Raw genomic sequence first — 21,605 nt, forward strand, 5'->3', positions numbered from 1 at the left:
ATCCTTTAATGAACTGTACCCCATTTTACGGACAGTATAAAAAAGTGCCTAAATGGCTAATAAGTGGTCCCGGTATTGTACCGGGGCCATTTTCTTTAACCCCCGTTGGTATCGATGTTCATTATATTCTTCAATAACTCGATCAATTTCTTCCTTCACATCCGTTAAATTAGTACATGTTTTATATTCTGCCAAATCCTTAAAGTGGCCAAAAAAACTTTCCATTGGCGCATTATCCCAACAGTTTCCCTTACGGGACATGGATTGGGTTATCCCAAGTTCCTTCACTTTGCGTTGAAATAGAGGATTGGTGTAATGGAACCCCTGGTCAGAATGAAGGATTACACTCGGATGGAATTCGTGACACACAGCCTGCTTTAGCTTATGTAAGGTCTCGTAAACAATATCCATTTCTAATGAAGTAGATAAATGGTACGTAACGATTTCTTTTGTGGCGGCATCCTTCACGCATGATAAATAAGCTTTTTGGCCTTTCCCATAATAAAGATAGGTAATGTCAGTAAGCAGGACCTTCCCTGGCACCTCCTGATTGAATTTACGTTTAAGAAGGTTTGGACAAGTAAGGTGCTCCTTGGTTGCCTTGGCCATCTTCCTATAGGGGTTCGCCCTTCTGATTTTCGCTAGGAGATTATATTTTGTCATCAACCGTCTGATTTTCTTATGATTCATTACAGCAGAGTAGTCATTCTCCATAATCATTTTGATTTGGAGAGCGCCTACTTTTTCCTTTTTGCTGATGAAAATATTTCTGATCAATTCTATATCCAATCCATCCTGTTCTTCACGTAGCTCCCGGTAAGGAGCTGCCTTTACCCAATCATAGTAACCACTTCGACTTACACCAGCCAATTTGCATAGATAAGAAACAGCCTTCTTTAATTGGTGTATTCTAATCGTCCTTTCAATCAGATAGAACTTCTCGGCAGAAGTTAGAATTATTTCTTTTTCAAAGCCTGCCTTTCTAGCTCTTCCAGCTTTTTTAGGAAGTCATTTTCTGCTTCAAGGAATTTAATTCTCGCCTCGGCCTTCCTAAGTTGTTCCTCTACAGACTGTGGCTTGGAAGTGGGACGTCCTGTACTTCCTTTTCCACGCCGTTCCGTAAGGAAGCCTTCCTCACCAAACCTTTCAAAGGTACTACGCCAGCGCTGTAGACAACGTATGGGTTGTTTCTTTCCAACTATTTCGAGATTAATTCCCTGGTCCATGAAAATTTGAGAGGGGGCTTTCCCCTTTTTATATTCTTTAACAGATTTTTTCTTGAATTCAGGACTATAGGAAATAGATCGCTCGGAAGCACTAATGATATTTGGATTCTTTTCAAGTTCTTTAATTTGAAATTCAGTATATATATTCTTACTCATAGAAACCCTCCGTCCATACTCATTACATCCATTGAAACATAAAAAAACCCGGATAAGGAACACTTTTTTATGTGTGTCCGTTATCCGGGGTATAGTTCATAAATGAGTTTTGAGACATTTAGTTTGGTTTTCCTTTAAAACAAACATTGGATGGAATGGCGTTAAAATTAGCAATCATTTTAGTTATCCCTTTATTAGTTGGATTAATCGTTAAGTTTACCCTTGGTCGAATAATAAAGTTACCTGATACAATTTCAAATTTTATATCCACAATAGTTTTTCTGGTTATTTTTTATAAGATTATAATTTGGGTTTTGGGTTAAACAGGAGATAGCATCCATTGAATTGGATGCTTTTTCTTTTCAGGAAAAACGAAAAATATATAAAATATTCCAAATATTATTGACGTGAGTAAATATAAATGATATAATTAATATATAGAAAGGGGGGACAAGCAAGTGGCAAAAACGGCAATCGTGCTAGGGTTGGTACTAACATCGCTGATGATAGTAGAAAAAACCTTAGACATAATTACAAAAATAAAAAGCCCAAAAATGACGCTACCGGGAAGTAAGCAATCAAAATTTGAGCCGAGGGAGAGAAGTTCGCAGCTTCTCTTCCTTAATAAGAATTATAACAGGATGCCACTTGTTAAACAATATGATGAAAAGGGTAATAGATTACGACAGCTTTTTAGTACTGGTGATTTTAGCTTATCTCTTGTTTTTCCAAGACAAGGTACATGAAGGATTATTAAAGAGCACTTTGGAAATCTTACTTATTATCTTGATGGTACTCATGATAATCGATAAAGTATTGTCTCTTTATCATCGTTACCAGGAAAGGAAATCGTAATGTATACATTTAATTCAAGAGAAGAACTTGCTGCATTCGTACAGGATGAAATAATTAACACCACTGAAGCATTAGATATTTTACAATGCTCTAGGCAAAACTTAAATAACTTAGTCAAAAGAGAAGTTTTAACTCCAATTAAAGATCTGCCTCGGGACCGACTGTTTTTTAAAGAGGATATCGTAAAGCGTAAGGATTATATGGATAAGAAAAGAGAAGCATCATCCTAGCCGATGGTGCTTTTTTGTTTGTCATTATTTGTCGAAGGTTACCTGTTGTTAAAATAGTTCCTTTTACTCATAATAATGGGTGGAGGAGATTAATATGTCTAGAGTGAAAAGAATTGGTTTTAATTTTTTTAAAAGTATGACACAGAATGCAGATGGTAGATATGTAAGGTTAAACTTAAGTCCTATTTTTAACCATATTATTGATCAATACCAAAGGGCAAGAACTAGCGGAGACCCAGAATATAAAAGAGTTTATTCTTATAATAATGAACCTGCAAGACTTTCAGAAATTAATGTTGATTTTAATACACAGTATTTTCATCTCACTTTCGAAAGATTGAACTATGCTTTACCGAATAAAACTACTCTTCATGGGGAGTCAGAGATATTAGATCTAGACTCTGATGAATTTATAGGTCACGAAGCTACGGTGCTTTATGATTCGCAAAATCATATATTAATGATACAAAGAAATAGGGATTCATTGGGACCAACTGCTATTGCAGCGTTTATAGAATCTCTTGTTGTACAAGCAAATGTATCAAGTAATTTTTCTTGCGCGATGGTCACTGATAAAACAGCTAAAAGAAGAGCTTTTAATCAAACTTCCTATAGAAAAATTACGACAAAGGTTGTGGGCACAAAAGCTAATGGTCTTCTTGAACGTTTATTTGATACCAATCCAGGAGTCGCTTCAATTGAGATATCTTTCAATTCAAAGGCGGTAAAAGATGCAGAAATTGATCAGGACTTCACTCTACAGTTACTGGAGGACTTTATTGATGATCCAGAAGTTGAAAGATTGAGAATAAGAGCTAGAGAAAATGAAGAATCGCCTGTTGAACCAATTGACTTAATAAACCATAAACTTGAAGCTTCACAAACAGTTGATTTAAGGACTGACAGGCAATTAAACACCTATAGGGTTTTTGAGTATATGGTTGAACTTTATAATACGACAGATGGTGGGTATAAAAATAAAATACTAAGGATGGATTGAGATGCGGTTTAGCTATTTATTCGTTACCATAGCTATAGTGTTATCGTTAATCATTAGCACCATTATATATATATATTTACCGATTTTTAAATTTGAAGGATTTGAAAAAGCTCTTGATGGAATCTTATTGCTTTCAAGTATTTCTCTAGGGTTTTACGGTGCTTGTTTGAGTGTGTTAGCCTCAATATTTAACACAAAGATGGTTAAAGAAATAATGAATGATAAAAATTATAGAGCTGAATTTATATTTGTTTCAGTTTCTGCTTTAATCATTGGCTTTGTTTTAGTTATCACAACTATTGTATATCAGGTTCTTTTTGCCAATGGTAGGGTTAGTTTTGCTATTATGAACTGTGTAAATTCAGTTTGGATATTTTTGTTAATGATATTCCTTAGTTTTAGCTTTCTTTTTGTTTTAACTGCATTTTTTATATTCTTTAAAAATAAAGATAAGCAAGAAGATGAACAAGTTAATTCAGGTGAGATCAGAAACCCTGAATTTTAATTAAGGATCCGTTAGGATGTTTTTGTATATTGAATATTGTGAGTGTATTCCTAGCTATGTTTGAAGAATTCTTCAAGACGCTCTTAAGGACTTACTAGGGTAATGTATAAATAATTAAACTAATGAGCTATCTCAATCATGGGATGGCTTTTTCTTTTGGAGAAAGAAGGTGGATTATAAAAGGGTTATGGCTGAGTACAAGACAGAAGCACAGAAGAAGAAGGGAGAAATAAACCATGATAGTTGAAACAAGAAAAACAGCATCTGGTACGGAGTATTGGGATGCAAAAGAAAAGAAAGTTTTATTTGTACCTAAAGGACAGAAGCCTAACTTTGAAATGACAGAGAATCCAAAGTCTATGATATATGGAATGGATTTAGCAAAAGGTAAAGATAAGACGTTGATTAACGATGAATTTGTGGATACAACTCCATATGGTGTAAATGATGGAGAAACAAGTTACCAGCTTAATGAAATGACGATTAAAGAGCTTAGGTCACTTGCAGAACAACAGGAGATTAAGATTCCTAAGGATGTAACAAAGCGTGATGATATGGCTCAGTGCATCTTCGAGAACTGGTCAACTGATGATGAAGAATGAAATACTGTGATTTTAACGGTTGTACAAACAAGATAAATCGTGGGGCCTATTGTGACGAACATAAGAAATCTAAGGAAACCGTTAAGCGAAAGCAAAATAAGAAAACCATTTACCACAACCAAAATAAATCTTTCTATAATTCAAAGGAATGGAAACATAGGAGGTCTTTCATATATGAGCGAGAAAGTGGTTGCTGTCAGAAATGCGGAAGGTTTGTCTTTGGAAAGCAAGCGCAAGTTCATCACATTGTCACCAATAAAAAAAATCCATTATTGAAACTCGATCCCACTAACTTAATGCTTCTTTGTCCTTCATGCCACATGGAAGAAGAAAATAAGGACAAGGGGAAAATGGCAAAAGTTTATCCAAGTTATTTTAAAGTCCCCCTACCAAAAAATAATTTATTTGCTTAAGGAAGACCGGTGAGATGGTAGGCACACGTATCGTTATACAAAATTCCAAAAAAATAAAGGGGGGTGTGAATATTGGCTACCAAAAAAGAGCGAGAAAAGATCGTTGCAACTAAAACAGAAGGTGAAAAAAATCGTATTTTAAAGATCATGAGGGATGCAGATATTTACACCCTCACGTTGGATCCATTATTAGAATCTTATCTTGATATCTATGAAATTTATACAACCATGCATTTGCAGTGGAAGGAAAAAGGCTTCCCTCCAACTCAACGTCACACCAACAAAGCAGGAGACACAAATAATTCAAAACATCCATTAGCGCAGCAAGTTGAAACTTGGTCTGAAAAGAAAACGAAAGCTTTGGATATGCTTGGTCTAACCAACAAATCGAAATCATCAAAGATTGTTACGGGTGGTTCTTCTGTAGGGAAGAACGAAAAGATGGAAAAACCTGTTGAGAAACCAAAAGATGCATTAGCGGAACATAGGGGAAAATGGCGGAATTCTACATGATTGAACGTGGAGTTAATTATGCCGATATATTCGCCAAGAAGGTAAGAAAAAATTCGAAAAAATACCATAATACGATTAAGTTGATGGTAGATCGTTGGTACAAGTGGAAAAAGCGTAAAGATATTTGGTTTGATGTAGACCGGGCAAATGAAATGATGGATTGGGTAGAAACTTTTGTCCGCCACACGAAAGGTAGTCTTGCGGGTCAAACATTTATTCTGGAAGATTGGGAGAAGTTTGCGTACTCGTGGATTTATGGATGGGTACACTATAACGAAGCTGGTAAGGTGATACGCGTTACGAGGGAATCTTACATTCAAATTCCTTAAAAGAACGGGAAGACTTTACTTGCGGTTGGTGCTCTTGGGTATTCAATGTATGGCGAGGGAGTACTTGGTGCAGATTGTTATTGTTGGGCTAGTGATTTTAACCAAGCTCAATTTGCAGCTAAACCATTTGCTGCCACCATCCTTAATCATGATGCACTATTGAATGTTTCGAAAATTTATAAAGGCCCAAAAGGAACAGTAACAAGTGTCACATACGATTACATTCATAACGATTTAGCGTACACAAATACTTTTATTGTTATGAGTAAAAATATAGATTCTATAGAAGGTTCCAATCCTCACTTTGTATTAAATGACGAGCTGCACAAACAGGAAAACATGGAGCAATACGATAACTTTAAATCGGCTCAGATTTCTCGGGATGAACCGATTATGTTTAATATCTCGACAGCTGGAAAAGGCTCGTCCAGTGTGGGGATGCGCGTTTATCGTGAAGCAAAAGAAGTCTTAAAAAATGACGATAATGATGCTAGTTTTGTCATGGTTTACGAACCAAATAAGAATTATGATTGGACAGACCGTAAAGTGTGGGAAATGGTCAATCCAAACATTCGTGTTTCTGTTACAATGAGTGCCGTCGAAACGGAATTCATTTCTGCAGCACGTTCTGCTCATAAGAAAGCTGAATTTCTTTCCAAGCACTTGAATGTTTTTGTAAATGGAGCAAATAATTTCTTTGAACAAGATCAGGTTGCTCATGTCCTGGTGAATGACCTAGGGGATTTTACTGGGGAAACTTGTTATATTGGATTGGACTTATCAAAGACGACCGACTTAACGTGTGTAAATTTGAATTTTCCAACCTATGATGAGGAAGGAAAAGCTATTTTGAAAGTAAAACAAATGTATTTTATTCCTAATGCTGATATTGAATTCAGAGAAAAAGAGGACAATGTACCCTACACGGAAATGGTAGAGCAGGGTTACGTTCAGTTCTGTGATGGGAAAATGATAGATCAAGACCAGGTGCTGGATTATATAAAAGAGTGTATGGATTTATATAATATACGACAATTAAATTATGATCCTGCCATGTCTCAAAAACTCATTGAGAAATGTGAAAATCTTGGTTTGGAATGTATTGTAGTTAACCAGTATCCCAATGTCATGATTGATGATGCAGAGCGATTAATTTATGAAAAGAGATTGTTTACGGACAATCCTTTATTTATTTACTGTGCTTTGAATCTAGTAGTTATTACGAATATGAATGGAATGAAAGGTCCGTCTAAGAGCCAATCCAAAAAGAAAATTGATGGATATGTCGCTTTTTTAGTTGCTCATAAAGAAACCATGATGGTCATGGATGATATAGCTGAGAATGGAATGGACGAATTGATTAGCGATATTTACAGGGGAGGGGGTGATAAGATTTGAGATTAAGAGATGGGTTCTCAAACTTTTTATATAGACTAGCTGAAAAACGTGGCTGGACAGAAGATGTATATTCAAGCTCTATTCGTTTTGGTGGTCGCTATGTAAATGACGAGAGCATTTTAGAGTCGAGTGATGTTTACGAATTGATGCAGGATATTAGTAATCAAATTATGCTGGCTGAGTTTGTTGTGGAAGACGAGAACGGCCAGGGATTTAAAAAACATAAGGCATTAAAAACTCTAGAGAATCCAAATAATTATTTAACAGGTTCCGAATTCAAGAAACTTATGACCAATACGTATTTATTGCAAGGAGAAGTTTTTCCGATATTGGACGGTAATCAAATGCATCTTGCTACCAATGTTTATACGGAGTTAGACGATAGACTCATAGAGCATTTTAAGATTGGTGGAGCAGAAATTCCTAACTTTATGATTAGGCATATTAAAAATATCGGAACTAATCATCTTAACGGTGTCGGTTTAATGCAATTAGGTAAAGAAACGCTCGAAGGCGTCTTGAGTGCAGAAAAGGTCCTTACAGACAAATATAAGAAAGGCGGACTTCTTAGCCTTCCTTTTGGAATTAGATGCCCATATCAACCCACAGAATGGGGCCCAATCGAAATTAATTAAAGCGATACTGGATCAGTTGGAACAAATAGACGAATCTCGGTCTGTAAAAATGATTTAGGAAAAGGGTACAAGATAGACACTCTTAAAAGCCCTATAGAGGACGAAAAGACCCTTTCCTATCTTAAATTAAATGTCTATAAGAAGGATTTAGGGAAGTTCTTGGGTATAAACGTGGACACGTACACGTCGTTATTAAAGTCTGATTTAGAAAAGGCCATGATGTATTTGCACAATAAAGCAGTTAAACCCATAATGAAGAATTTCGAGGACCATTTGAGTCTTCTTTTTTTTGGTTGTGATTCCAAATTAAGAATCAAACTAAAAATGAACATTCTGGATTTTGTCAGCTACAGCACTAAAACCAACATCGGCTATAACATTGTTCGTACTGGAATTACATCACCAGATAACATTGCTGAAATGCTTGGTTTCCCTAAGCAAAATACACCAGAAGCACAAGCAATCTATATATCTAATGATCTATCAAAATTAGGAGAGAAAAAAGCTACAGATGATAGCTTGAAGGGAGGTGACGGAAGTGGCAAAGCAAAAGGCAATGAGGACATTTGACATCACCCAATTGACAACTCGTGATGCTACTGAGGATACTCCATCGGTGATAACCGGTAATGCAGCTGTGTTTAATTCACCGACAATAATCGGGGATTGGTTTACTGAAATGATTGCTCCAGGAGCTTTCTCCCGTTCTCTTTTTGAAAACGGAGATATTAGAGCATTATTCAACCATAACTGGGATAACGTGTTGGGACGTACCAAAAGCGGCACATTGAAACTCGAAGAGGATGAACGAGGATTAAAATTTGAAATTGAATTGCCGAATACGACAATTGCTCGTGATTTAGCTGAGAGTATGTCCCGAGGTGATATTAATCAATGTTCATTTGGTTTTTGGGTAACTAAGGAGACTTGGGATTATTCGGTGGAACCGTATGTTAGAACGGTGAATGAAGTGGAATTGTTTGAAATATCGGTAGTTTCTATTCCGGCTTACGATGGTACCGAGGCATCACTGGTAAGAAGTAAAGAGGAAGATAATTCACTTGAACAAAGGATGTCCATAATCAAAACAATAAATAATACTTTGGAGGGAAAATTAAATGAAAAAAAACTATTACTAGCTTTGCAAAAACGAAATAACCAACGCTTAACAGAATTGCGTAGTAAATTAGAAAAGAATGAAGTTCGCGCTGATGATTTAGAAGCTGTTCAAACAGAAGTACAGGATCTTGCGGATGAAGCGCAAGAAATTGCTGATGCATTAGCAAATCTCGATGAAAGCGAAGAACGTGAAGATTTCCCGAAGGTGATGGTGCTGGATCTAAGGGAGAAGAAAGTCGTGATGGAGAAGAAGACTCTAAGGGTTCAGAAGGAGAAGGTCCATCAAAAGACGATCAAGAAGATGAACAAACGGATGAGAGGGAAGGTCAGCGTTCATCTGTTATTTCACAAGAGCACCGTAATGCGGCCATGTCACAAATCGGGAAAGCACTTTCCACTCGCGGTTCTAAGTCTACTAAGAAAAAAGAAAAAGAAATTCGTTCCGCATTTGCTAATTTTGTAGTAGGTAAAATCACAGAAGGCCAAGCACGTTCACTTGGTATTGAAGTAGGTAATGGGTCCGTCACTATTCCGGAATTAATTGCTACTGAAATTATTACTTATGCTCAAGAAGAAAATTTATTACGTAAATATGGCTCTGTCCATAGAACAAAAGGTAATGTGAAGTATCTAATGTAAATAAGAAAGAACGCACTCAGGAAATTGCTGAAACTGATATTGAATTTGATGAAATTCTTCTTGATCCAGCAGAATTTGATGCTTTAGCAACAGTAACAATGAAATTGATGAAAATGTCTGGTGTAAACATTGAAGAAAATACGGCCGTGTATACAGCCTTCATTGATTCCTATGATGGAGCACTAAGAGCGCGAATTACCGAGAAGAGAGTCAACGGCTCAAAGAAAAACACGCAAGAAAGTTGGCTGACATTTACAGATAAAACCGTTACGTCCCAGCGTGAAGTACACTCAGGATCCGTTGATTATAAGGACGCTAGATTCATTGATTTCTTCGCGGATGAAACGCTTAATGGCGATGTTGCGGGGCTGGGTATGCATATTTACTCTGGTCAAAACACCTTGATTGAAGCGGCCTACAATATGGATATCAAAACCGGGTCAGGCCAATATTTAACGATTAATTCTGGTGGAGGAGCCGCCATAGAATCCACCAATAATATTTTGTCATTAAGACGAACATCAGCGTATACAGCCACCTCAGGAACCATCCTGACTTTCCAAAGTTCCGATAAGAATTGGCAGGGGGCTGTCGGGATCTGGAATAGTGAGAGGAACATGCACCTGGTTATGTATTTTGGGGACTATATCATGCTGAGATCAAGAGTGGAAGTTCGATCCATGGATGTGAACGGCGATAATTACAGAGCGATGAGAGCCAGTGCATTCAATACATCCTCTTCAAGGATATATAAAACGAATATAAAGAACCTGACGTTTGATGCCCTTAAACAGGTTAATCAATTAAAAGTCGTAGAATATGACCTGAAAGCAGACTTGGCAGAAGGAATTTTTACTAATCGACAAGTGGGGTTCATTAGTGAAGAGAACATGATGATAGCCACGACAGACATGAGTGCCATCAATATCTATAAGGTGACATCACTCAACACAGCGGCCATTCAGATACTTGATTCAAAGGTTGATACTCATACTGATCGCATTAATCTGTTAGAAATTGAAAACCAATATTTAAAACAAAAAATAAAACAGTTAGAAGACCGCCTTGACGCGGCCTAAGGAGGAAATGACATGCAAGTAAACATTCAATATTCCTATTTAGTGGATTCCATTCATTTTTTGTCATCCATGAATTTAAAAGGAAAGCAATCCATTCACCGCACACGTTTTATCAAACTGCTATCTGAAAAACTGAAACAGGTATCAGAAGAGGAGTTGCAGTTGATTAAAGAATTTGCCGGTATAGATGCGAATGGGGACCCTAATAAAAAGGACGACGGTAGTTTTGCCATTGAGGATGTCCCCGAGTTTAAGAAGCAGCAAGGAGAATACTTGTCCGAGTACTATGTCATTGAAGGAGGCGATGCCCATGGTATGTTGAAAACCTTGAAGGGAATTATCGAGAATTTTGATAAAGAGGTTTCAGGTAAAGAGGCAGACGCGTTTGAACATTTGTTCACGGCATTTGAAAACTCACAGGAAAAAGGAGGGGAAGAATCATGCTAAATATTCAAATCACATCTACCACCATCCGTTATGCAGAAGGGGTCGTTTCTACGGTTCATGTGCAGTTCCAAAGTCAAGATCCGGAGGGGACCATTACTCTCAATGGGTATATTCCTCTTAGTGCGGAAGAGTATGAACAAAACGAAGCTCTTCCAGCCTTAACGGAAGTGGTGAGAACCAAGTTAATTAATCGATTGCAGCCAGAAGTCGGATAGGAGGGGGCATTCTTGGAGATAGGAATAGGGTATTTAATTACATGCATAGGGCTTTTTTGTACCGTGGCCGGATTGGTCATCGGCTTTTTTACGTTTCATCGAAATCGGGATAAGGACGTGAAAAGTGAAGCTGCAGAAGCAGCAAGCATCACTACAAAGTTAGACCATATTGGCCAATCAGTGGATTCCATTCGGATTGATCTTAAAGCAAGTGATCAACGTTGGACTACTTTGTCAGGAACGGTTATTCGAATTGATGAAAGTACCATACAGGCGCATAAGCGCATCGATCAAATCGAAAAGAAAGGAGAGAGCCGAGTTGGATAAAACCAAACAATATATAGCGATGATAGGCGGTGCACTGGGTGCGCTGCTTTTATTTTTTCAATCAATCGGGTTTCAGATAGAATGGTTCAATGAAAATACCATTAATTCGTTCATCAATTTCCTTACAGCGATAGTTCCTCTGGGTTTTGCTTTATATGGCGTTTACAAGAATCAATACCTCCTAACCAATAAAGCCAAGGAACAAGAAGAATTTTTAAAAGAACAAGGATTTAAATGAGCTGCCCATCGGGTGGCTTTTTATTATGAACATACATGAAAAGGAGACGATGGAAAATGACAGTAGCATTGCAAACTTTATTAGATCGTTCAAATAAAAATATGGGTTCTTATATGAATTCAGTGGTGAAGGCCTCGGCATTGGAAATGATAAAACGAGCATATAAGGAAGGGATATACGTCCAAATAAGTTCAGGTTATCGGTCAATGGAAGAACAGGCTACCCTATACGGTCAAAGCCGTCTTTATAGCTACAAGGGTAAAAATTATAGCAATTTAGCCAAGCCAAAAGTGACGCAAGCGAAACCTGGACAATCCATTCACAATTATGGATATGCCATTGATTATTTCCTTGTGAGTGATGATGGAAAAACAGCTTTGTGGACGGTAAATGCAAAATGGAGACGTGTAGCTGACATTAGGAAAGAACTTGGCTTCAAATGGGGGGTAGATTGGACAGGCTTTAAGGATTATCCACATTTAGAAATGACAGGTGGCTTGTCCTTTGCACAGCTGCAGGCCGGAAAAAGACCGAATCTAACCTTGAAGTTTAAGACAGGTACAGAAGTTGTTGATGCTGGTTCACCTAAAAAAGAAGTAGCTCCTGAGGTAAGTAAGAAGCCTTCGAAAGGCAAAGGAGATATCACTGTTATCTCTATTCAAAAAACACTAAATAGCAGGTATCGGTGTAACCTCATTGAGGACGGTATTCCAGGTCCAAAAACGAAGTCCGCGCTTATCAAAGCATTACAAACAGAACTTAACAAGCAGTTCAATAAAAAGTTGGTTGTGGACGGAAAATGGGGAGCCAAGACTAAGGCAGCCATTGTCACTGTTCAAAAGGGTGCAAAAGGCAATTTAACTTGGATTCTGCAGGCTACACTTTACATTGAAGGATATAACCCGGGATCACTCGATTCCATCTTTGGGGAAGGTACTGAAACGGCATTGGAAAAGTACCAGAAAGCCAAAAAGATTACTGCTGATAAAAAGGCCGGCAAAGCTTCTTTCGCTGAATTATTTGCTGCATAAATAAAAAACATTTGAGAAAGAATGATTATGGTACTAACTCCACAGGTAACTCCATTAAAAATGCCCTTACTCGCTTTGAGTTGGGGCTTTTTAATTAGAGGTAATAATATGAAGTTCAATATAAAATATTATTCTACCACACTGAAAGAACTCAAAGATTATTCGTTTAACTCTTTCCTTTTTTTTATATTTAGTATAGTATTACATTTGAACCATAAAAAGTTAATAATATAGTACATATGCACTTTTAATAGTTAGATATGCATTGCATATGTACTATAAAAAAAGGGAGAGCAAAATGTTTAAGAAATTACCAAGGATTATGATAGTAGTTTTATCAGTGGTTATGTTAGTTGGAGGAATCTTACCGAGCGTGGGATATGCACAAGATGGATCAATTAATAATGAAATTGATTCAGAGAGTACAAAAAGTACAGTATTGACTCTAGATGATTCCATGACAGTTAGTGAACAAAACTCCATGATTAATGATTATCTAAGTGATCCAAATGTAGAAGAGTTAATTGTTCTTGATGAGTCATTATTAATAGAGAATAATGATACCGAAAATGAAACTACCCCCACCCCACGTGCTATAATTAATCAGTATAAAGTTAATAATGTACGAGGAGGCTCTGATGTAACAGGATCTAGCGGAATTGCCACTGCTATTGGTGAGGTAGGAATATTATTAAATATTGGTCAGACAAAATCAGTGGCCACTACAGTTAGTGCAGATTTTGGTGCTAGTAATGCTGCACTATCAGGGGCTCTAGGGTATAGTGTTACGGGTTCAACATCTATAACGATTTCTGGTCAATATAGAGTACCGAGTAAAGTGAATGGAAAAAAAGTTAAAACATGTAAAATGACGGCGTATCCTGTATACAAAACTAAACTATATGATGTACATAAAATGCCGTGGAATGCCTTTAGTTGGACTAAAATGGGAACAGGAAAAGCAAAAAAAGCTTATGGAGTATCATATAAAAAAGTATATACCTATAAATAAAGGATGAAGTTTAAATGAAAAAAAAATATATAGCTATAATTTTTATGCTAATTATAATTATTGGAAGTCTGCAGATTCCTAGTCTACTAGAATCAATATATCCATTGGCTAAAGAAGATAGAACTGAAGCTTTTTATAATATTAGATATTTCTTGCAAGGGATTTTTTCTTTGGTAGGCATAATATTTGTTAATATTATACTGTTAACATATTTCAAGAATAGTGATGTTGATAAAAAAAACTATTCAAATAAGTAATTCAAGCCCTCTTCGATGAGGGCTTTTCTTTTATACAGCCATGTATGATTTTTTTTGCATTTTCCTGTCGATACCTTAATAGTTGTCTTCTTTTTTTAAGCCTTGACTTTTATGTATCATACGAACACTTTTCAAAAAAAGTTTCTTATCCAATTTACCTCTAATCAGTACTTCGTTTTGTCAAAACACTCCTTTCCATATAGATTTGTCTACATTCTAAAAGCCCTTCTCGTGTGAGAAGGGCTTTATTGTTAATCTTCAAATAACTCGTCCATTAGGTCATCGATTTCTTTTCTTAATTTTTCAGTGCCTTCTTTGGAAATAGTGATCTTATCATTATCAATAATCAACATATCTCCGACTTTGGCTCCTTTAGGAAGAGAATGCTTAGGTATATCCTTCATTTCCCCACCATCGATTTCAACGACAGCAATATTTCCCTCAAAGCGATCAATAACTCCTTGTTGCATTTATTTCACCGTCTTTACGTTAATATTCTTACCTGTAGAAGTAAAGATAATGTTGCCTGATTTGTCTGTGCGGTATGTTTTGGCTTTAATTGAGTTTAATCTTTTTACTACTGTAGAAGTAGGGTGGCCATAACCATTTTTGCCGACACTAATTACAGCGTATTTAGGTTTTGCCTTATTAATAAAAGCAGAACTTGAAGATGTTTTTGCTCCGTGATGGCCAACTTTAAGTACATCTACACTAGGTACTAGCTTTTTAGCTAGCATATCTTTTTCGGATTTTTCTTCTGCGTCACCAGTGAATAAGAATGTCTTTTTATCATGTTTTAGTAACAGTACAGCACTCCAATTATTTAAGTCCGTCTTAGTGTAATCTTTAACTGGAGCAATGAATTTTAATGACGTATACTTTGCTTTCGTTGTAATTTCTATTCCAGTCTTCGCAGTTTTTATTTTAAGTTTCTTATTCTTAACAGATGTCAAAAAATCTTTGTAGGCTTGTGTAGTGTGAGAAACTTTAGGAGCATACACAGATTTTACATTAAGTGATTTAATCACATAAGCTAATCCCCCCACATGATCAGCATCCGGATGAGTAGATACTACTGCATTAAGAGTTTTTACCTTCAGTTTTTTTAGGTAGGAAACAATCTCATCGCCTTTTCCTTTGCCGCCACCATCAATTAAAATGTTTTCATTGCCAGTTTGAATTAGAATGGAATCACCTTGACCAACATTAATAAAGTGTACCTTTACATCGTTTGCTGCTTCAGCTGTTTTGATTCCTGTAAATAAAGATAAAATCAGAACTGCTACAAAAAGAATTTTTAAATTTCTCATTACTTTCCCCCTCAAATAATTAGGTAATTTGAACCCTTTACCAACTTTAGAGTAGTTTCCCATATTTAGCTAGACTTAAATTTATTTTAAAAACCGAGTCAGCATTATCTAAATTCCAGAAAGCTAAAAATAATGTTATTAATGTTGAATAGTGATCTGTTGAAATAGCAAAAGTTGTATTTTTTTGTAAAAAAATTGTAATTTAATAGAAATATATGTTATAATCTTCTTGTGTAAAAATTTGGTTATTGAGTATTGAAGGAGATGGAATATTTAATGTTGAAGAAATTATGTGTTGTGGGTACAATTTTTGCAGGTCTAACCATGGGGAATAGCGCTCTGGCAGCTGAAATAGAAACGGAAACAACTATTACTAACATATCGGTTCTATCTGAAGTTAGCAGTGTAACTCCTGGTATTGCAACAGCTACAGCTGGTAAAACGATTAAAGTTACCTCCAAAGTTAATGCAAAGAACCCACTTGTGGGATCTCCAAATGCAACTGCTACTTCATCAGCAAGTGCAATCGAGGACTCTATCAGTGCAAAAGTTAGGGTATATAACAGTAAGGGAGGTTTACAAGGGTCAAAAGAAGATAAACAGTCTTACTCGAAGTATGCTGGGGCAACATATACTAGTAAATCTGGTTCAATCCCTTCTAAAGCTTTTGGCAATCATAATTATATTAAGAAAAGTTATAAGACTATCAGGCATGAAACTGTGGATACATATTAATTAAAAGAAGAAGTTAAGGCTGACATTAGTTAGCCTTAACTTCTTTTCTGGGAGCGGGTTATATGAAAAAACAAATTATTGTAATAACGGTCATTTTATTAATTGGGATTTCAGGTTGGTTATTATATGATATTAACCAACCTGAAAAAACAAATGGAAATACAAAAGGAGTTCAACCAGGATTTGAGGAAGGTTCTAACACCATATCCTTCGGCCTATTAGATGAAAACGATAAAATAGTAAATAACGGAAGTATACTAGAACCAAAGGGAAATAAGCTCGAGTATACCTTATCTCTATCTAATTTTATCGAAGTGGAAAGGGACTATGCATTAATCGTCCTTGATAACTTTAAACAAATTCCTTTTACAGTACAAGGAAAGCAGTACAATGTGTATCCTTTTAATGCGAAGGCAAATAAAACCGTTGATTTCAAGACAAGTATTTCCGTTAAAAAAGATACAAGTGAAATTGATTATCTTATTATTAAAAAACCTAATTATTTTACAGAGAAATTAGATATTCCAAAGATGCATTCATTACAAGAAATTTTACCTATGCGCTTTCAGGTTAAGAACAACAGTCAGAAACAAAAAACAGCTACCTTTACTCCTGAAGAAATGTTTAACGAAGGACCAAACGATACCATATTTATAAGTAAACAAAAAGAGGAACTAACGATTCTTCCAACAGAAAAAAGTGGGGAAGATATTTATATATCCGTCGGAAATATTAATGAGGAAAAAGAAAACTACAATATTATTGCTTTAAGTAATTGGAAGCAAGTTCCTTTTGGGAATAATGAAGTAGTAGGTAATGTATTAGTTAATCCAGGTGAAAGAAAAGTTTTTAAATTTAAACTGCCATTTGTAAAGGCTAATTCGAATTTTCAAGTTATTGCTTTACCAAGACCCTATGAAGTTAGCGAAAAAGATTATGAGAGCACAAGAGCAGAGGGGTCAATGCGAACAGTTATAAAACCCTAAATAGTATAATAAATAGGACCGAACAGCTCATTAACCTTAGATATAAAAACAAATCAAATTCTCTGACAGTTTTTATCAAGTTGATAAAAATATTTATGTTTGTGAGTTAGTCTGATTTTTTGATGCTAGGTCTAGTAATTCAGAGTAATGTCTATACAGGTAGAGAAAAATTTCCTTAGCTTATTTGAAACCCTTCTCTAAATTGAGAAGGGCTTTTCTAAAGTATAGGTTTAACCTTTTTAACTAACTCCGTAATATCAATATCTCCCATATAAATCACCTGATCAATCCGAAAATCCTTACTAACTGAAAAACTCATTTTAATCTGCTGGATCCATTCGTAAGCGGTAATGGCTGCTGTCCAATCAGGATCTTTCTTATAATCCGAATTAGGAACAGTGAAGCTGCCACTTTGTAAAAAGTTAATCCCCTTTAAATGTAAGTAAACCTTTATATTTATGTTCAATGTAGCACCTCACTGTTCGCTTAGATTATTCAGTACCTATCTTCCTTGTATAAATTATCTACTTTTACATCCGGTGAATTGAGTAGTTTGTGCTCTTTGTTAATTTTAGGTTAGGTATTAAAATTTATCCAGTGAAAATTTTATAGTAATGAAACACCTATTTGTGTAGAGCCTAATTCCACAAAAAATAAATATAGCAAGTGTTTGCCAATCCTGAGTAGGCAGGCGGTTTAAGAGTGTTGGTAGATCTACTTATACACGCTGTACTTTTTTGAATTTTTTTAAAAAAAAGTGAAGGCTATACTAAAACTGCCCGAAAATCACCCGAGTAATGCCCGATAATGATTGAGTTGAAATGATTTATTGTGATAAAAAAATTTCAAAGAACCCTTATAAAAAGGTGTTTTGGTGAGAGATTGATAGACTATTAAAGGTTAGAGCATGTTCCGCACACAAGTCCACCCATGGGAACGCGAACAATATATGTCTATGTATTAATCATTCAAACCCTTGGCACCTCTGGTGTCAAGGGTTTTTTGTTGTGGGGTGAAAAGCTAAAGAGAGTAGAGCTTAGGGTTTTACCCCTTTTTTCCCTCCTATTCATCTTAATATGTCTTTTGTATAGTTTTCGAAGTTATCCATAGTATCCTTTTCGATCATCAGATAATCATGAGGCATGAAGAAAATATCGGTGATATTTAGTATTTATTTGAATTAACAGCATCCTGCCCAACCACAGCAAATGTTAAATACTATGCTGAAATGATTCGTTCAAAGATAATGAAAGTCAGGTTAAAAATACAGCTCAAATCATTGGAGTTATATCCCGGGATGATTATGAACCGGACGAAGAATTTTCTTCAAATGTGGAGCGGCTGGTGACCGAATTAAGACCTATGGATAACCCCAAGATGCTGCGTTTTTCAGAATCAAGGGATGAGAGTATTACACACACCTTTACACACCCGCAGGTTCTTTAAGACGGGATTTACCGAATATGACAAGTGTGCACAAGGATTATGGAGAGGGTGGCTTTTTATCAGGGCTGGCAGATCTTCAGTTGGAAAAACGGCTTTGGCTTTGCAAAGAATTAATGGGGGTGCTATGCAAAAAGAGGGTGTCGTCCTGGTATGGAGTCAAGAATCAAAAGGAATCCTTTAAAAAATCGGATGGTATCTAAGAAAACAGGTATCCCTTTCCAAAGAATCAAAAAGAGCAAAAGCTTGTTGATATGGCTTATGACAACTTTGAATACCTGCCAATCTTCATGCAGGATAGCTCCGGTGTCACCTCGATGAAATCAAGGCCACAATCAAGCAAATCAATAGGAAGCATTAGTAGTCGATTACCTACAAATCATGAGCATTCCTCAAATGAATGGTGCTACAAGAGCCCTTGCTATTGGTCGTGTAACTGGCCAAGCAAATTGCGATGGAGATGAATTGTTGCTTTATAATGCTTTTTCAAATGACAAGGGAGTCAGATAAAAGGGACGGCCATTGCTTTCTGAATTGAATGAATCAAGTTCCATAGAGCAGGATGCAGATGTGGTCGAGTTCCTTTGGAGTGATGGAGAAACTACATCTCAGGGGGAAATTATCAATCAAACCTTCGCAAAAGGTCGAGGTATTGGTGTGAATGAATTCAAATTACTTTTCTTGAATTGGAAGCAAAAATTTACTGAGGTTCCAAGGGAGGTAAAACAGACATGAACTTATCGGGAGTCATCAACAATCAACTCTCGAATAGCTAGGGAAAATTATAGATTAAGAGATCGTTACGTAGGCATTGGAGCATTCATAACGCACTTTACAAACGAAGATTTACATACTACGAAGCTGCGCCTAATGGTGTCAAAACTAGAATGGTATGAGTGATTGAATGAGGACGGCGACTGGAAGTGATCATTAATTTATATTACAAACTAAAAATAAGCGTCCATTTGGAAGCTTATTTTTTTAGAAAGTGTTTAGTTTTTATTAATATAAAATTATTACATTGGATTTGTTGCGAATAAGTAATCTTTTTTACAATTATAGGGTTTCCTAGACTGGAGCACTAAGATTCGTAATCTCAAGAGCGTTCTAGCACAGTTGCAAGCATGCGATGGACGACCTCGTGGTCACGCGGATCGTGCAGGCGATAGTCTTGGCCAGGAAGAGTATACCACTCCTCGGCGCCGACATACGTAACTGCGAGCGTAAGGATCCCCTCGTCATCGCAGGTGGTAAGCAGTTCAAGTTCTCCGCTAATAACGCCGACCTCAACAGTCATTACACCATGAGTTGCGGTAAAAATTGACGTTTTCTTTTCCATATGAATGAAGTTCCTTTCTGGGTTTGAATGATTGCAAAGTGTGTATTACGGACTTTAGTTGGTGTGTGCATACGCAATAAATGACTCAGTTGGAACAACTATTGAGCATGCTCTGCAATTCGGTCTTCTCAGATGACTGTAGGTTTAGGTTCCAACGGTGCTTTGTGTTGATCCACCACTTAGCATACCCACAATGAGCTCCAGAACGTGGAGGTTGCCACGTTGAAGGATCTTGGTCACCCTTAGACCGATTTGTACTAGCTGTAACCGCGATCAACTGCGGCCCATCGAGATCGTTGGCAAAATCCTTGCGTTTTTCAGCAGTCCAGTTGCTAGCGCCGGATCGCCACGCTTCGGCTAGTGGAACGACGTGATCAATGTCCATTTCGGACGGTAAGTAAACACTGACCCCATCGTAATAACTGTACCACTTACCCGAAGTGACAGGACAAGTTCCGGAAAAATAGTCAGCGTCACGTTGGAGCACTTTCTGCCGGGTGTCGCAGCCACCACCTTGGCTAATCCAATGTGTGAACTGCTCGCGTGAGTATCCGGTCATGGAGCCTTCAGACTTCACGGTTAGCGAATTCAATTGGGACTGTGCGGTAGACTTTGAAGGTGTGCCAGGGGGGGTAGCCATGGCCATCGGCAGGTCAAATTGAAAAACAGCGAACCAGAGTAACAACGCAAGAACAACAAACATCGATTTCTTTAGCATAGAAATGTCTCCCTTAAGCAATTTTTTTATATTATCACCTATGTTCATCACTAGTAAATTAACATAGGCGTTAATAGTGGGATAAAGTGTGCAACCAAAAATCATAATTGGTCATGGCATTAACTCATTACCTGTCTATTGCTTAAAAGATATGGAATTAGTAATCTGTATCGTTCTTGTGTAGTTTTCCATAAGAAAAGGAAAAAAATTGAACCTCACTCGTAATGATAGTGTATGTCCTAATTGTTTTACAAGTTAAAAAAATGTAAATTATCTATTTTTTCTAAAAGGATTCTAATGTTCACAATTTATTAATCTCTGGTCATTCGGGAAACATGAGTTTAACACTGGTTCATATCTCTTTTTGTCGAATTTATAGAGCAAAAAGAGAGGATAAATTAAATGAACAAAGAGGAATTGTTAATTATAGTCCTAAATTTTTTAAAAGATAATATATACACTTCAATTAATTCTATAAGACTTATAGTTGAAAAGAAGTTGGAAAGTCAAGGGATCATTGGAGAAATTACTACCGGAAATAGATATTACTCAGCAACACAATTAGTAAAGATTTCTCACGATAATGCACGACTAATAAATTAAGTAATTTATGATCTTATTTACGAAAGAATTCTTACTCCAAGAAGTAATAGGAATCAGTTAGATTTACCTTAAGTTCATGTAAGTGATAGTAAGAAACTAGCTGAAAAGCTAAAAACACTGAAATGAATTTTTTTAAGCACTCATTCAATTGGGTGCTTTTAATTTTAGGTAATAATCCGATAATATCCTTGAGGTGAGTTATGGAAAATGTAAATTGGTACCCTTTAAAACAAACATTGGATGTA

26 protein-coding genes and 4 pseudogenes are annotated in these 21,605 nt (G+C 36.4%); 24 read left to right on the forward strand and 6 right to left on the reverse strand.

Annotation, left to right across the window (positions count from 1 at the left end; all coding sequences use genetic code 11):
* Nucleotides 1-48: 48 nt before the first annotated feature.
* A protein-coding gene (locus ABE28_RS24435; protein WP_156775727.1) for an IS3 family transposase occupies nucleotides 49-1,382 on the reverse strand; the annotation gives its coding sequence in 2 pieces (ribosomal slippage) (nucleotides 49-1,010 and nucleotides 1,010-1,382; 1,335 coding nt in all).
* Between the two features lie 458 nt (nucleotides 1,383-1,840).
* On the opposite strand from ABE28_RS24435, the gene ABE28_RS24965 reads away from it, so the two are divergent.
* From ABE28_RS24965 to ABE28_RS09280, 19 genes and pseudogenes are all read left to right on the forward strand, one after another.
* Nucleotides 1,841-2,128, forward strand: a complete 288-nt coding sequence (locus ABE28_RS24965) for a hypothetical protein (RefSeq protein ID WP_064466351.1) — start codon at nucleotides 1,841-1,843, stop codon at nucleotides 2,126-2,128.
* A 108-nt stretch (nucleotides 2,129-2,236) separates the two neighbouring features.
* Nucleotides 2,237-2,467: a hypothetical protein gene (locus ABE28_RS09200; RefSeq protein ID WP_064466350.1), complete on the forward strand. Its 231-nt coding sequence runs from the start codon at nucleotides 2,237-2,239 to the stop codon at nucleotides 2,465-2,467.
* Nucleotides 2,468-2,561: 94 nt separating this feature from the next.
* Nucleotides 2,562-3,467, forward strand: coding sequence for a DUF6731 family protein (locus ABE28_RS09205; RefSeq protein ID WP_064466349.1), 906 nt, complete (start codon nucleotides 2,562-2,564; stop codon nucleotides 3,465-3,467).
* A 1-nt stretch (nucleotide 3,468) separates the two neighbouring features.
* Complete coding sequence (locus ABE28_RS09210; protein ID WP_064466348.1) at nucleotides 3,469-3,972, forward strand: hypothetical protein; 504 nt, start codon at nucleotides 3,469-3,471, stop codon at nucleotides 3,970-3,972.
* A gap of 236 nt (nucleotides 3,973-4,208) precedes the next feature.
* A complete protein-coding gene (locus tag ABE28_RS09215; RefSeq protein ID WP_064466347.1) occupies nucleotides 4,209-4,574 on the forward strand; it encodes a hypothetical protein in 366 nt (121 codons plus the stop codon).
* Entirely contained in the window at nucleotides 4,571-4,987 is a 417-nt protein-coding gene (locus ABE28_RS09220) for an HNH endonuclease (protein WP_069191707.1), read from the forward strand. Before ABE28_RS09215 ends, ABE28_RS09220 begins: the two co-directional genes overlap by 4 nt.
* A 72-nt stretch (nucleotides 4,988-5,059) precedes the next feature.
* On the forward strand, nucleotides 5,060-5,500 hold the full coding sequence (locus ABE28_RS09225; protein WP_064466346.1) for a P27 family phage terminase small subunit: 441 nt from the start codon (nucleotides 5,060-5,062) through the stop codon (nucleotides 5,498-5,500).
* A pseudogene (locus tag ABE28_RS09230) lies at nucleotides 5,497-7,227 on the forward strand (terminase large subunit). The gene ABE28_RS09225 and the pseudogene ABE28_RS09230 overlap by 4 nt, the downstream one beginning before the upstream one ends.
* A pseudogene (locus ABE28_RS09235) lies at nucleotides 7,224-8,432 on the forward strand (phage portal protein). Before ABE28_RS09230 ends, ABE28_RS09235 begins: the two co-directional pseudogenes overlap by 4 nt.
* Nucleotides 8,419-8,895, forward strand: a pseudogene (locus tag ABE28_RS09240) (HK97 family phage prohead protease); the annotation flags it as partial. The pseudogenes ABE28_RS09235 and ABE28_RS09240, both read left to right, overlap by 14 nt.
* A gap of 368 nt (nucleotides 8,896-9,263) precedes the next feature.
* Nucleotides 9,264-9,620: pseudogene (locus ABE28_RS25940) on the forward strand (phage major capsid protein); the annotation flags it as partial.
* Nucleotides 9,621-9,718: 98 nt separating this feature from the next.
* Entirely contained in the window at nucleotides 9,719-10,699 is a 981-nt protein-coding gene (locus tag ABE28_RS25945) for a tail fiber domain-containing protein (protein ID WP_064466345.1), read from the forward strand.
* 12 nt (nucleotides 10,700-10,711) lie between these two features.
* The gene (locus tag ABE28_RS09250) at nucleotides 10,712-11,146 is read left to right on the forward strand and encodes a hypothetical protein (protein WP_064466344.1); all 435 of its coding nucleotides are present in this window, start codon (nucleotides 10,712-10,714) and stop codon (nucleotides 11,144-11,146) included.
* Nucleotides 11,140-11,361, forward strand: coding sequence for a hypothetical protein (locus ABE28_RS09255; protein WP_064466343.1), 222 nt, complete (start codon nucleotides 11,140-11,142; stop codon nucleotides 11,359-11,361). Before ABE28_RS09250 ends, ABE28_RS09255 begins: the two co-directional genes overlap by 7 nt.
* Before the next feature lie 12 nt (nucleotides 11,362-11,373).
* Complete coding sequence (locus ABE28_RS25465) at nucleotides 11,374-11,688, forward strand: hypothetical protein (RefSeq protein ID WP_167353372.1); 315 nt, start codon at nucleotides 11,374-11,376, stop codon at nucleotides 11,686-11,688.
* Entirely contained in the window at nucleotides 11,681-11,926 is a 246-nt protein-coding gene (locus tag ABE28_RS09265) for an SPP1 phage holin family protein (RefSeq protein WP_257390755.1), read from the forward strand. Before ABE28_RS25465 ends, ABE28_RS09265 begins: the two co-directional genes overlap by 8 nt.
* Nucleotides 11,927-11,982: 56 nt before the next feature.
* Nucleotides 11,983-12,957 (forward strand): peptidoglycan-binding protein, encoded by a 975-nt coding sequence (locus ABE28_RS09270; RefSeq protein WP_064466342.1) that lies wholly within the window; start codon nucleotides 11,983-11,985, stop codon nucleotides 12,955-12,957.
* Between the two features lie 298 nt (nucleotides 12,958-13,255).
* Nucleotides 13,256-13,969, forward strand: a complete 714-nt coding sequence (locus ABE28_RS09275; RefSeq protein WP_064466341.1) for a hypothetical protein — start codon at nucleotides 13,256-13,258, stop codon at nucleotides 13,967-13,969.
* Nucleotides 13,970-13,983: 14 nt separating this feature from the next.
* Nucleotides 13,984-14,226, forward strand: coding sequence for a hypothetical protein (locus tag ABE28_RS09280; protein ID WP_064466340.1), 243 nt, complete (start codon nucleotides 13,984-13,986; stop codon nucleotides 14,224-14,226).
* A 251-nt stretch (nucleotides 14,227-14,477) separates the two neighbouring features.
* Here the strand turns inward: ABE28_RS09280 and ABE28_RS09285 are convergent, their stop codons facing one another.
* Together ABE28_RS09285 and ABE28_RS09290 are read right to left on the reverse strand one after the other, a co-directional pair.
* Nucleotides 14,478-14,696: a DUF3006 domain-containing protein gene (locus tag ABE28_RS09285; RefSeq protein ID WP_064466339.1), complete on the reverse strand. Its 219-nt coding sequence runs from the start codon at nucleotides 14,694-14,696 to the stop codon at nucleotides 14,478-14,480.
* The gene (locus ABE28_RS09290) at nucleotides 14,697-15,536 is read right to left on the reverse strand and encodes a ComEC/Rec2 family competence protein (protein WP_064466338.1); all 840 of its coding nucleotides are present in this window, start codon (nucleotides 15,534-15,536) and stop codon (nucleotides 14,697-14,699) included. It abuts the gene before it with no gap.
* 276 nt (nucleotides 15,537-15,812) lie between these two features.
* On the opposite strand from ABE28_RS09290, the gene ABE28_RS09295 reads away from it, so the two are divergent.
* Nucleotides 15,813-16,271: a hypothetical protein gene (locus ABE28_RS09295; protein ID WP_064466337.1), complete on the forward strand. Its 459-nt coding sequence runs from the start codon at nucleotides 15,813-15,815 to the stop codon at nucleotides 16,269-16,271.
* Nucleotides 16,272-16,333: 62 nt separating this feature from the next.
* Nucleotides 16,334-17,257: a hypothetical protein gene (locus ABE28_RS09300; protein WP_064466336.1), complete on the forward strand. Its 924-nt coding sequence runs from the start codon at nucleotides 16,334-16,336 to the stop codon at nucleotides 17,255-17,257.
* Between the two features lie 217 nt (nucleotides 17,258-17,474).
* Here the strand turns inward: ABE28_RS09300 and ABE28_RS09305 are convergent, their stop codons facing one another.
* Nucleotides 17,475-17,723 (reverse strand): hypothetical protein, encoded by a 249-nt coding sequence (locus ABE28_RS09305; RefSeq protein WP_064466335.1) that lies wholly within the window; start codon nucleotides 17,721-17,723, stop codon nucleotides 17,475-17,477.
* A gap of 936 nt (nucleotides 17,724-18,659) precedes the next feature.
* Here ABE28_RS09305 and ABE28_RS09310 point away from each other — a divergent pair.
* Both ABE28_RS09310 and ABE28_RS26075 read left to right on the forward strand, forming a co-directional pair.
* Nucleotides 18,660-18,884: a DnaB-like helicase C-terminal domain-containing protein gene (locus ABE28_RS09310; protein WP_083232014.1), complete on the forward strand. Its 225-nt coding sequence runs from the start codon at nucleotides 18,660-18,662 to the stop codon at nucleotides 18,882-18,884.
* Nucleotides 18,885-19,222: 338 nt separating this feature from the next.
* Complete coding sequence (locus ABE28_RS26075) at nucleotides 19,223-19,435, forward strand: DnaB-like helicase C-terminal domain-containing protein (protein ID WP_064466333.1); 213 nt, start codon at nucleotides 19,223-19,225, stop codon at nucleotides 19,433-19,435.
* 361 nt (nucleotides 19,436-19,796) lie between these two features.
* On the opposite strand, the gene ABE28_RS09320 is transcribed toward ABE28_RS26075, so the two are convergent.
* Nucleotides 19,797-20,039 (reverse strand): hypothetical protein, encoded by a 243-nt coding sequence (locus tag ABE28_RS09320; protein WP_064466332.1) that lies wholly within the window; start codon nucleotides 20,037-20,039, stop codon nucleotides 19,797-19,799.
* 85 nt (nucleotides 20,040-20,124) lie between these two features.
* Nucleotides 20,125-20,757, reverse strand: a complete 633-nt coding sequence (locus tag ABE28_RS09325; RefSeq protein WP_064466331.1) for an HNH endonuclease family protein — start codon at nucleotides 20,755-20,757, stop codon at nucleotides 20,125-20,127.
* A 402-nt stretch (nucleotides 20,758-21,159) separates the two neighbouring features.
* Here ABE28_RS09325 and ABE28_RS09330 point away from each other — a divergent pair, with 402 nt between their 5' ends.
* The gene (locus ABE28_RS09330) at nucleotides 21,160-21,360 is read left to right on the forward strand and encodes a hypothetical protein (protein ID WP_064466330.1); all 201 of its coding nucleotides are present in this window, start codon (nucleotides 21,160-21,162) and stop codon (nucleotides 21,358-21,360) included.
* Nucleotides 21,361-21,605 lie beyond the last annotated feature (245 nt).

It is taken from the genome of Peribacillus muralis (assembly GCF_001645685.2).
In the GTDB taxonomy this organism is placed as follows: Bacteria; Bacillota; Bacilli; order Bacillales; family DSM-1321; genus Peribacillus; species Peribacillus muralis_A.

Bases quoted from the DNA above. Each gene is read 5' to 3' on its own strand.
- ABE28_RS09200 (WP_064466350.1), top strand. From the start codon at position 2,237: ATGTATACATTTAATTCAAGAGAAGAACTTGCTGCATTCGTACAGGAT.
- ABE28_RS09205 (WP_064466349.1), top strand. From the start codon at position 2,562: ATGTCTAGAGTGAAAAGAATTGGTTTTAATTTTTTTAAAAGTATGACA.
- ABE28_RS09210 (WP_064466348.1), top strand. From the start codon at position 3,469: ATGCGGTTTAGCTATTTATTCGTTACCATAGCTATAGTGTTATCGTTA.
- ABE28_RS09215 (WP_064466347.1), top strand. From the start codon at position 4,209: ATGATAGTTGAAACAAGAAAAACAGCATCTGGTACGGAGTATTGGGAT.
- ABE28_RS09220 (WP_069191707.1), top strand. From the start codon at position 4,571: ATGAAATACTGTGATTTTAACGGTTGTACAAACAAGATAAATCGTGGG.
- ABE28_RS25945 (WP_064466345.1), top strand. From the start codon at position 9,719: ATGAAATTGATGAAAATGTCTGGTGTAAACATTGAAGAAAATACGGCC.
- ABE28_RS09250 (WP_064466344.1), top strand. From the start codon at position 10,712: ATGCAAGTAAACATTCAATATTCCTATTTAGTGGATTCCATTCATTTT.
- ABE28_RS09255 (WP_064466343.1), top strand. From the start codon at position 11,140: ATGCTAAATATTCAAATCACATCTACCACCATCCGTTATGCAGAAGGG.
- ABE28_RS09270 (WP_064466342.1), top strand. From the start codon at position 11,983: ATGACAGTAGCATTGCAAACTTTATTAGATCGTTCAAATAAAAATATG.
- ABE28_RS09275 (WP_064466341.1), top strand. From the start codon at position 13,256: ATGTTTAAGAAATTACCAAGGATTATGATAGTAGTTTTATCAGTGGTT.
- ABE28_RS09280 (WP_064466340.1), top strand. From the start codon at position 13,984: ATGAAAAAAAAATATATAGCTATAATTTTTATGCTAATTATAATTATT.
- ABE28_RS09285 (WP_064466339.1), bottom strand. From the start codon at position 14,696: ATGCAACAAGGAGTTATTGATCGCTTTGAGGGAAATATTGCTGTCGTT.
- ABE28_RS09290 (WP_064466338.1), bottom strand. From the start codon at position 15,536: ATGAGAAATTTAAAAATTCTTTTTGTAGCAGTTCTGATTTTATCTTTA.
- ABE28_RS09295 (WP_064466337.1), top strand. From the start codon at position 15,813: ATGTTGAAGAAATTATGTGTTGTGGGTACAATTTTTGCAGGTCTAACC.
- ABE28_RS09300 (WP_064466336.1), top strand. From the start codon at position 16,334: ATGAAAAAACAAATTATTGTAATAACGGTCATTTTATTAATTGGGATT.
- ABE28_RS09310 (WP_083232014.1), top strand. From the start codon at position 18,660: ATGAGAGTATTACACACACCTTTACACACCCGCAGGTTCTTTAAGACG.
- ABE28_RS09320 (WP_064466332.1), bottom strand. From the start codon at position 20,039: ATGGAAAAGAAAACGTCAATTTTTACCGCAACTCATGGTGTAATGACT.
- ABE28_RS09325 (WP_064466331.1), bottom strand. From the start codon at position 20,757: ATGCTAAAGAAATCGATGTTTGTTGTTCTTGCGTTGTTACTCTGGTTC.
- ABE28_RS09330 (WP_064466330.1), top strand. From the start codon at position 21,160: ATGAACAAAGAGGAATTGTTAATTATAGTCCTAAATTTTTTAAAAGAT.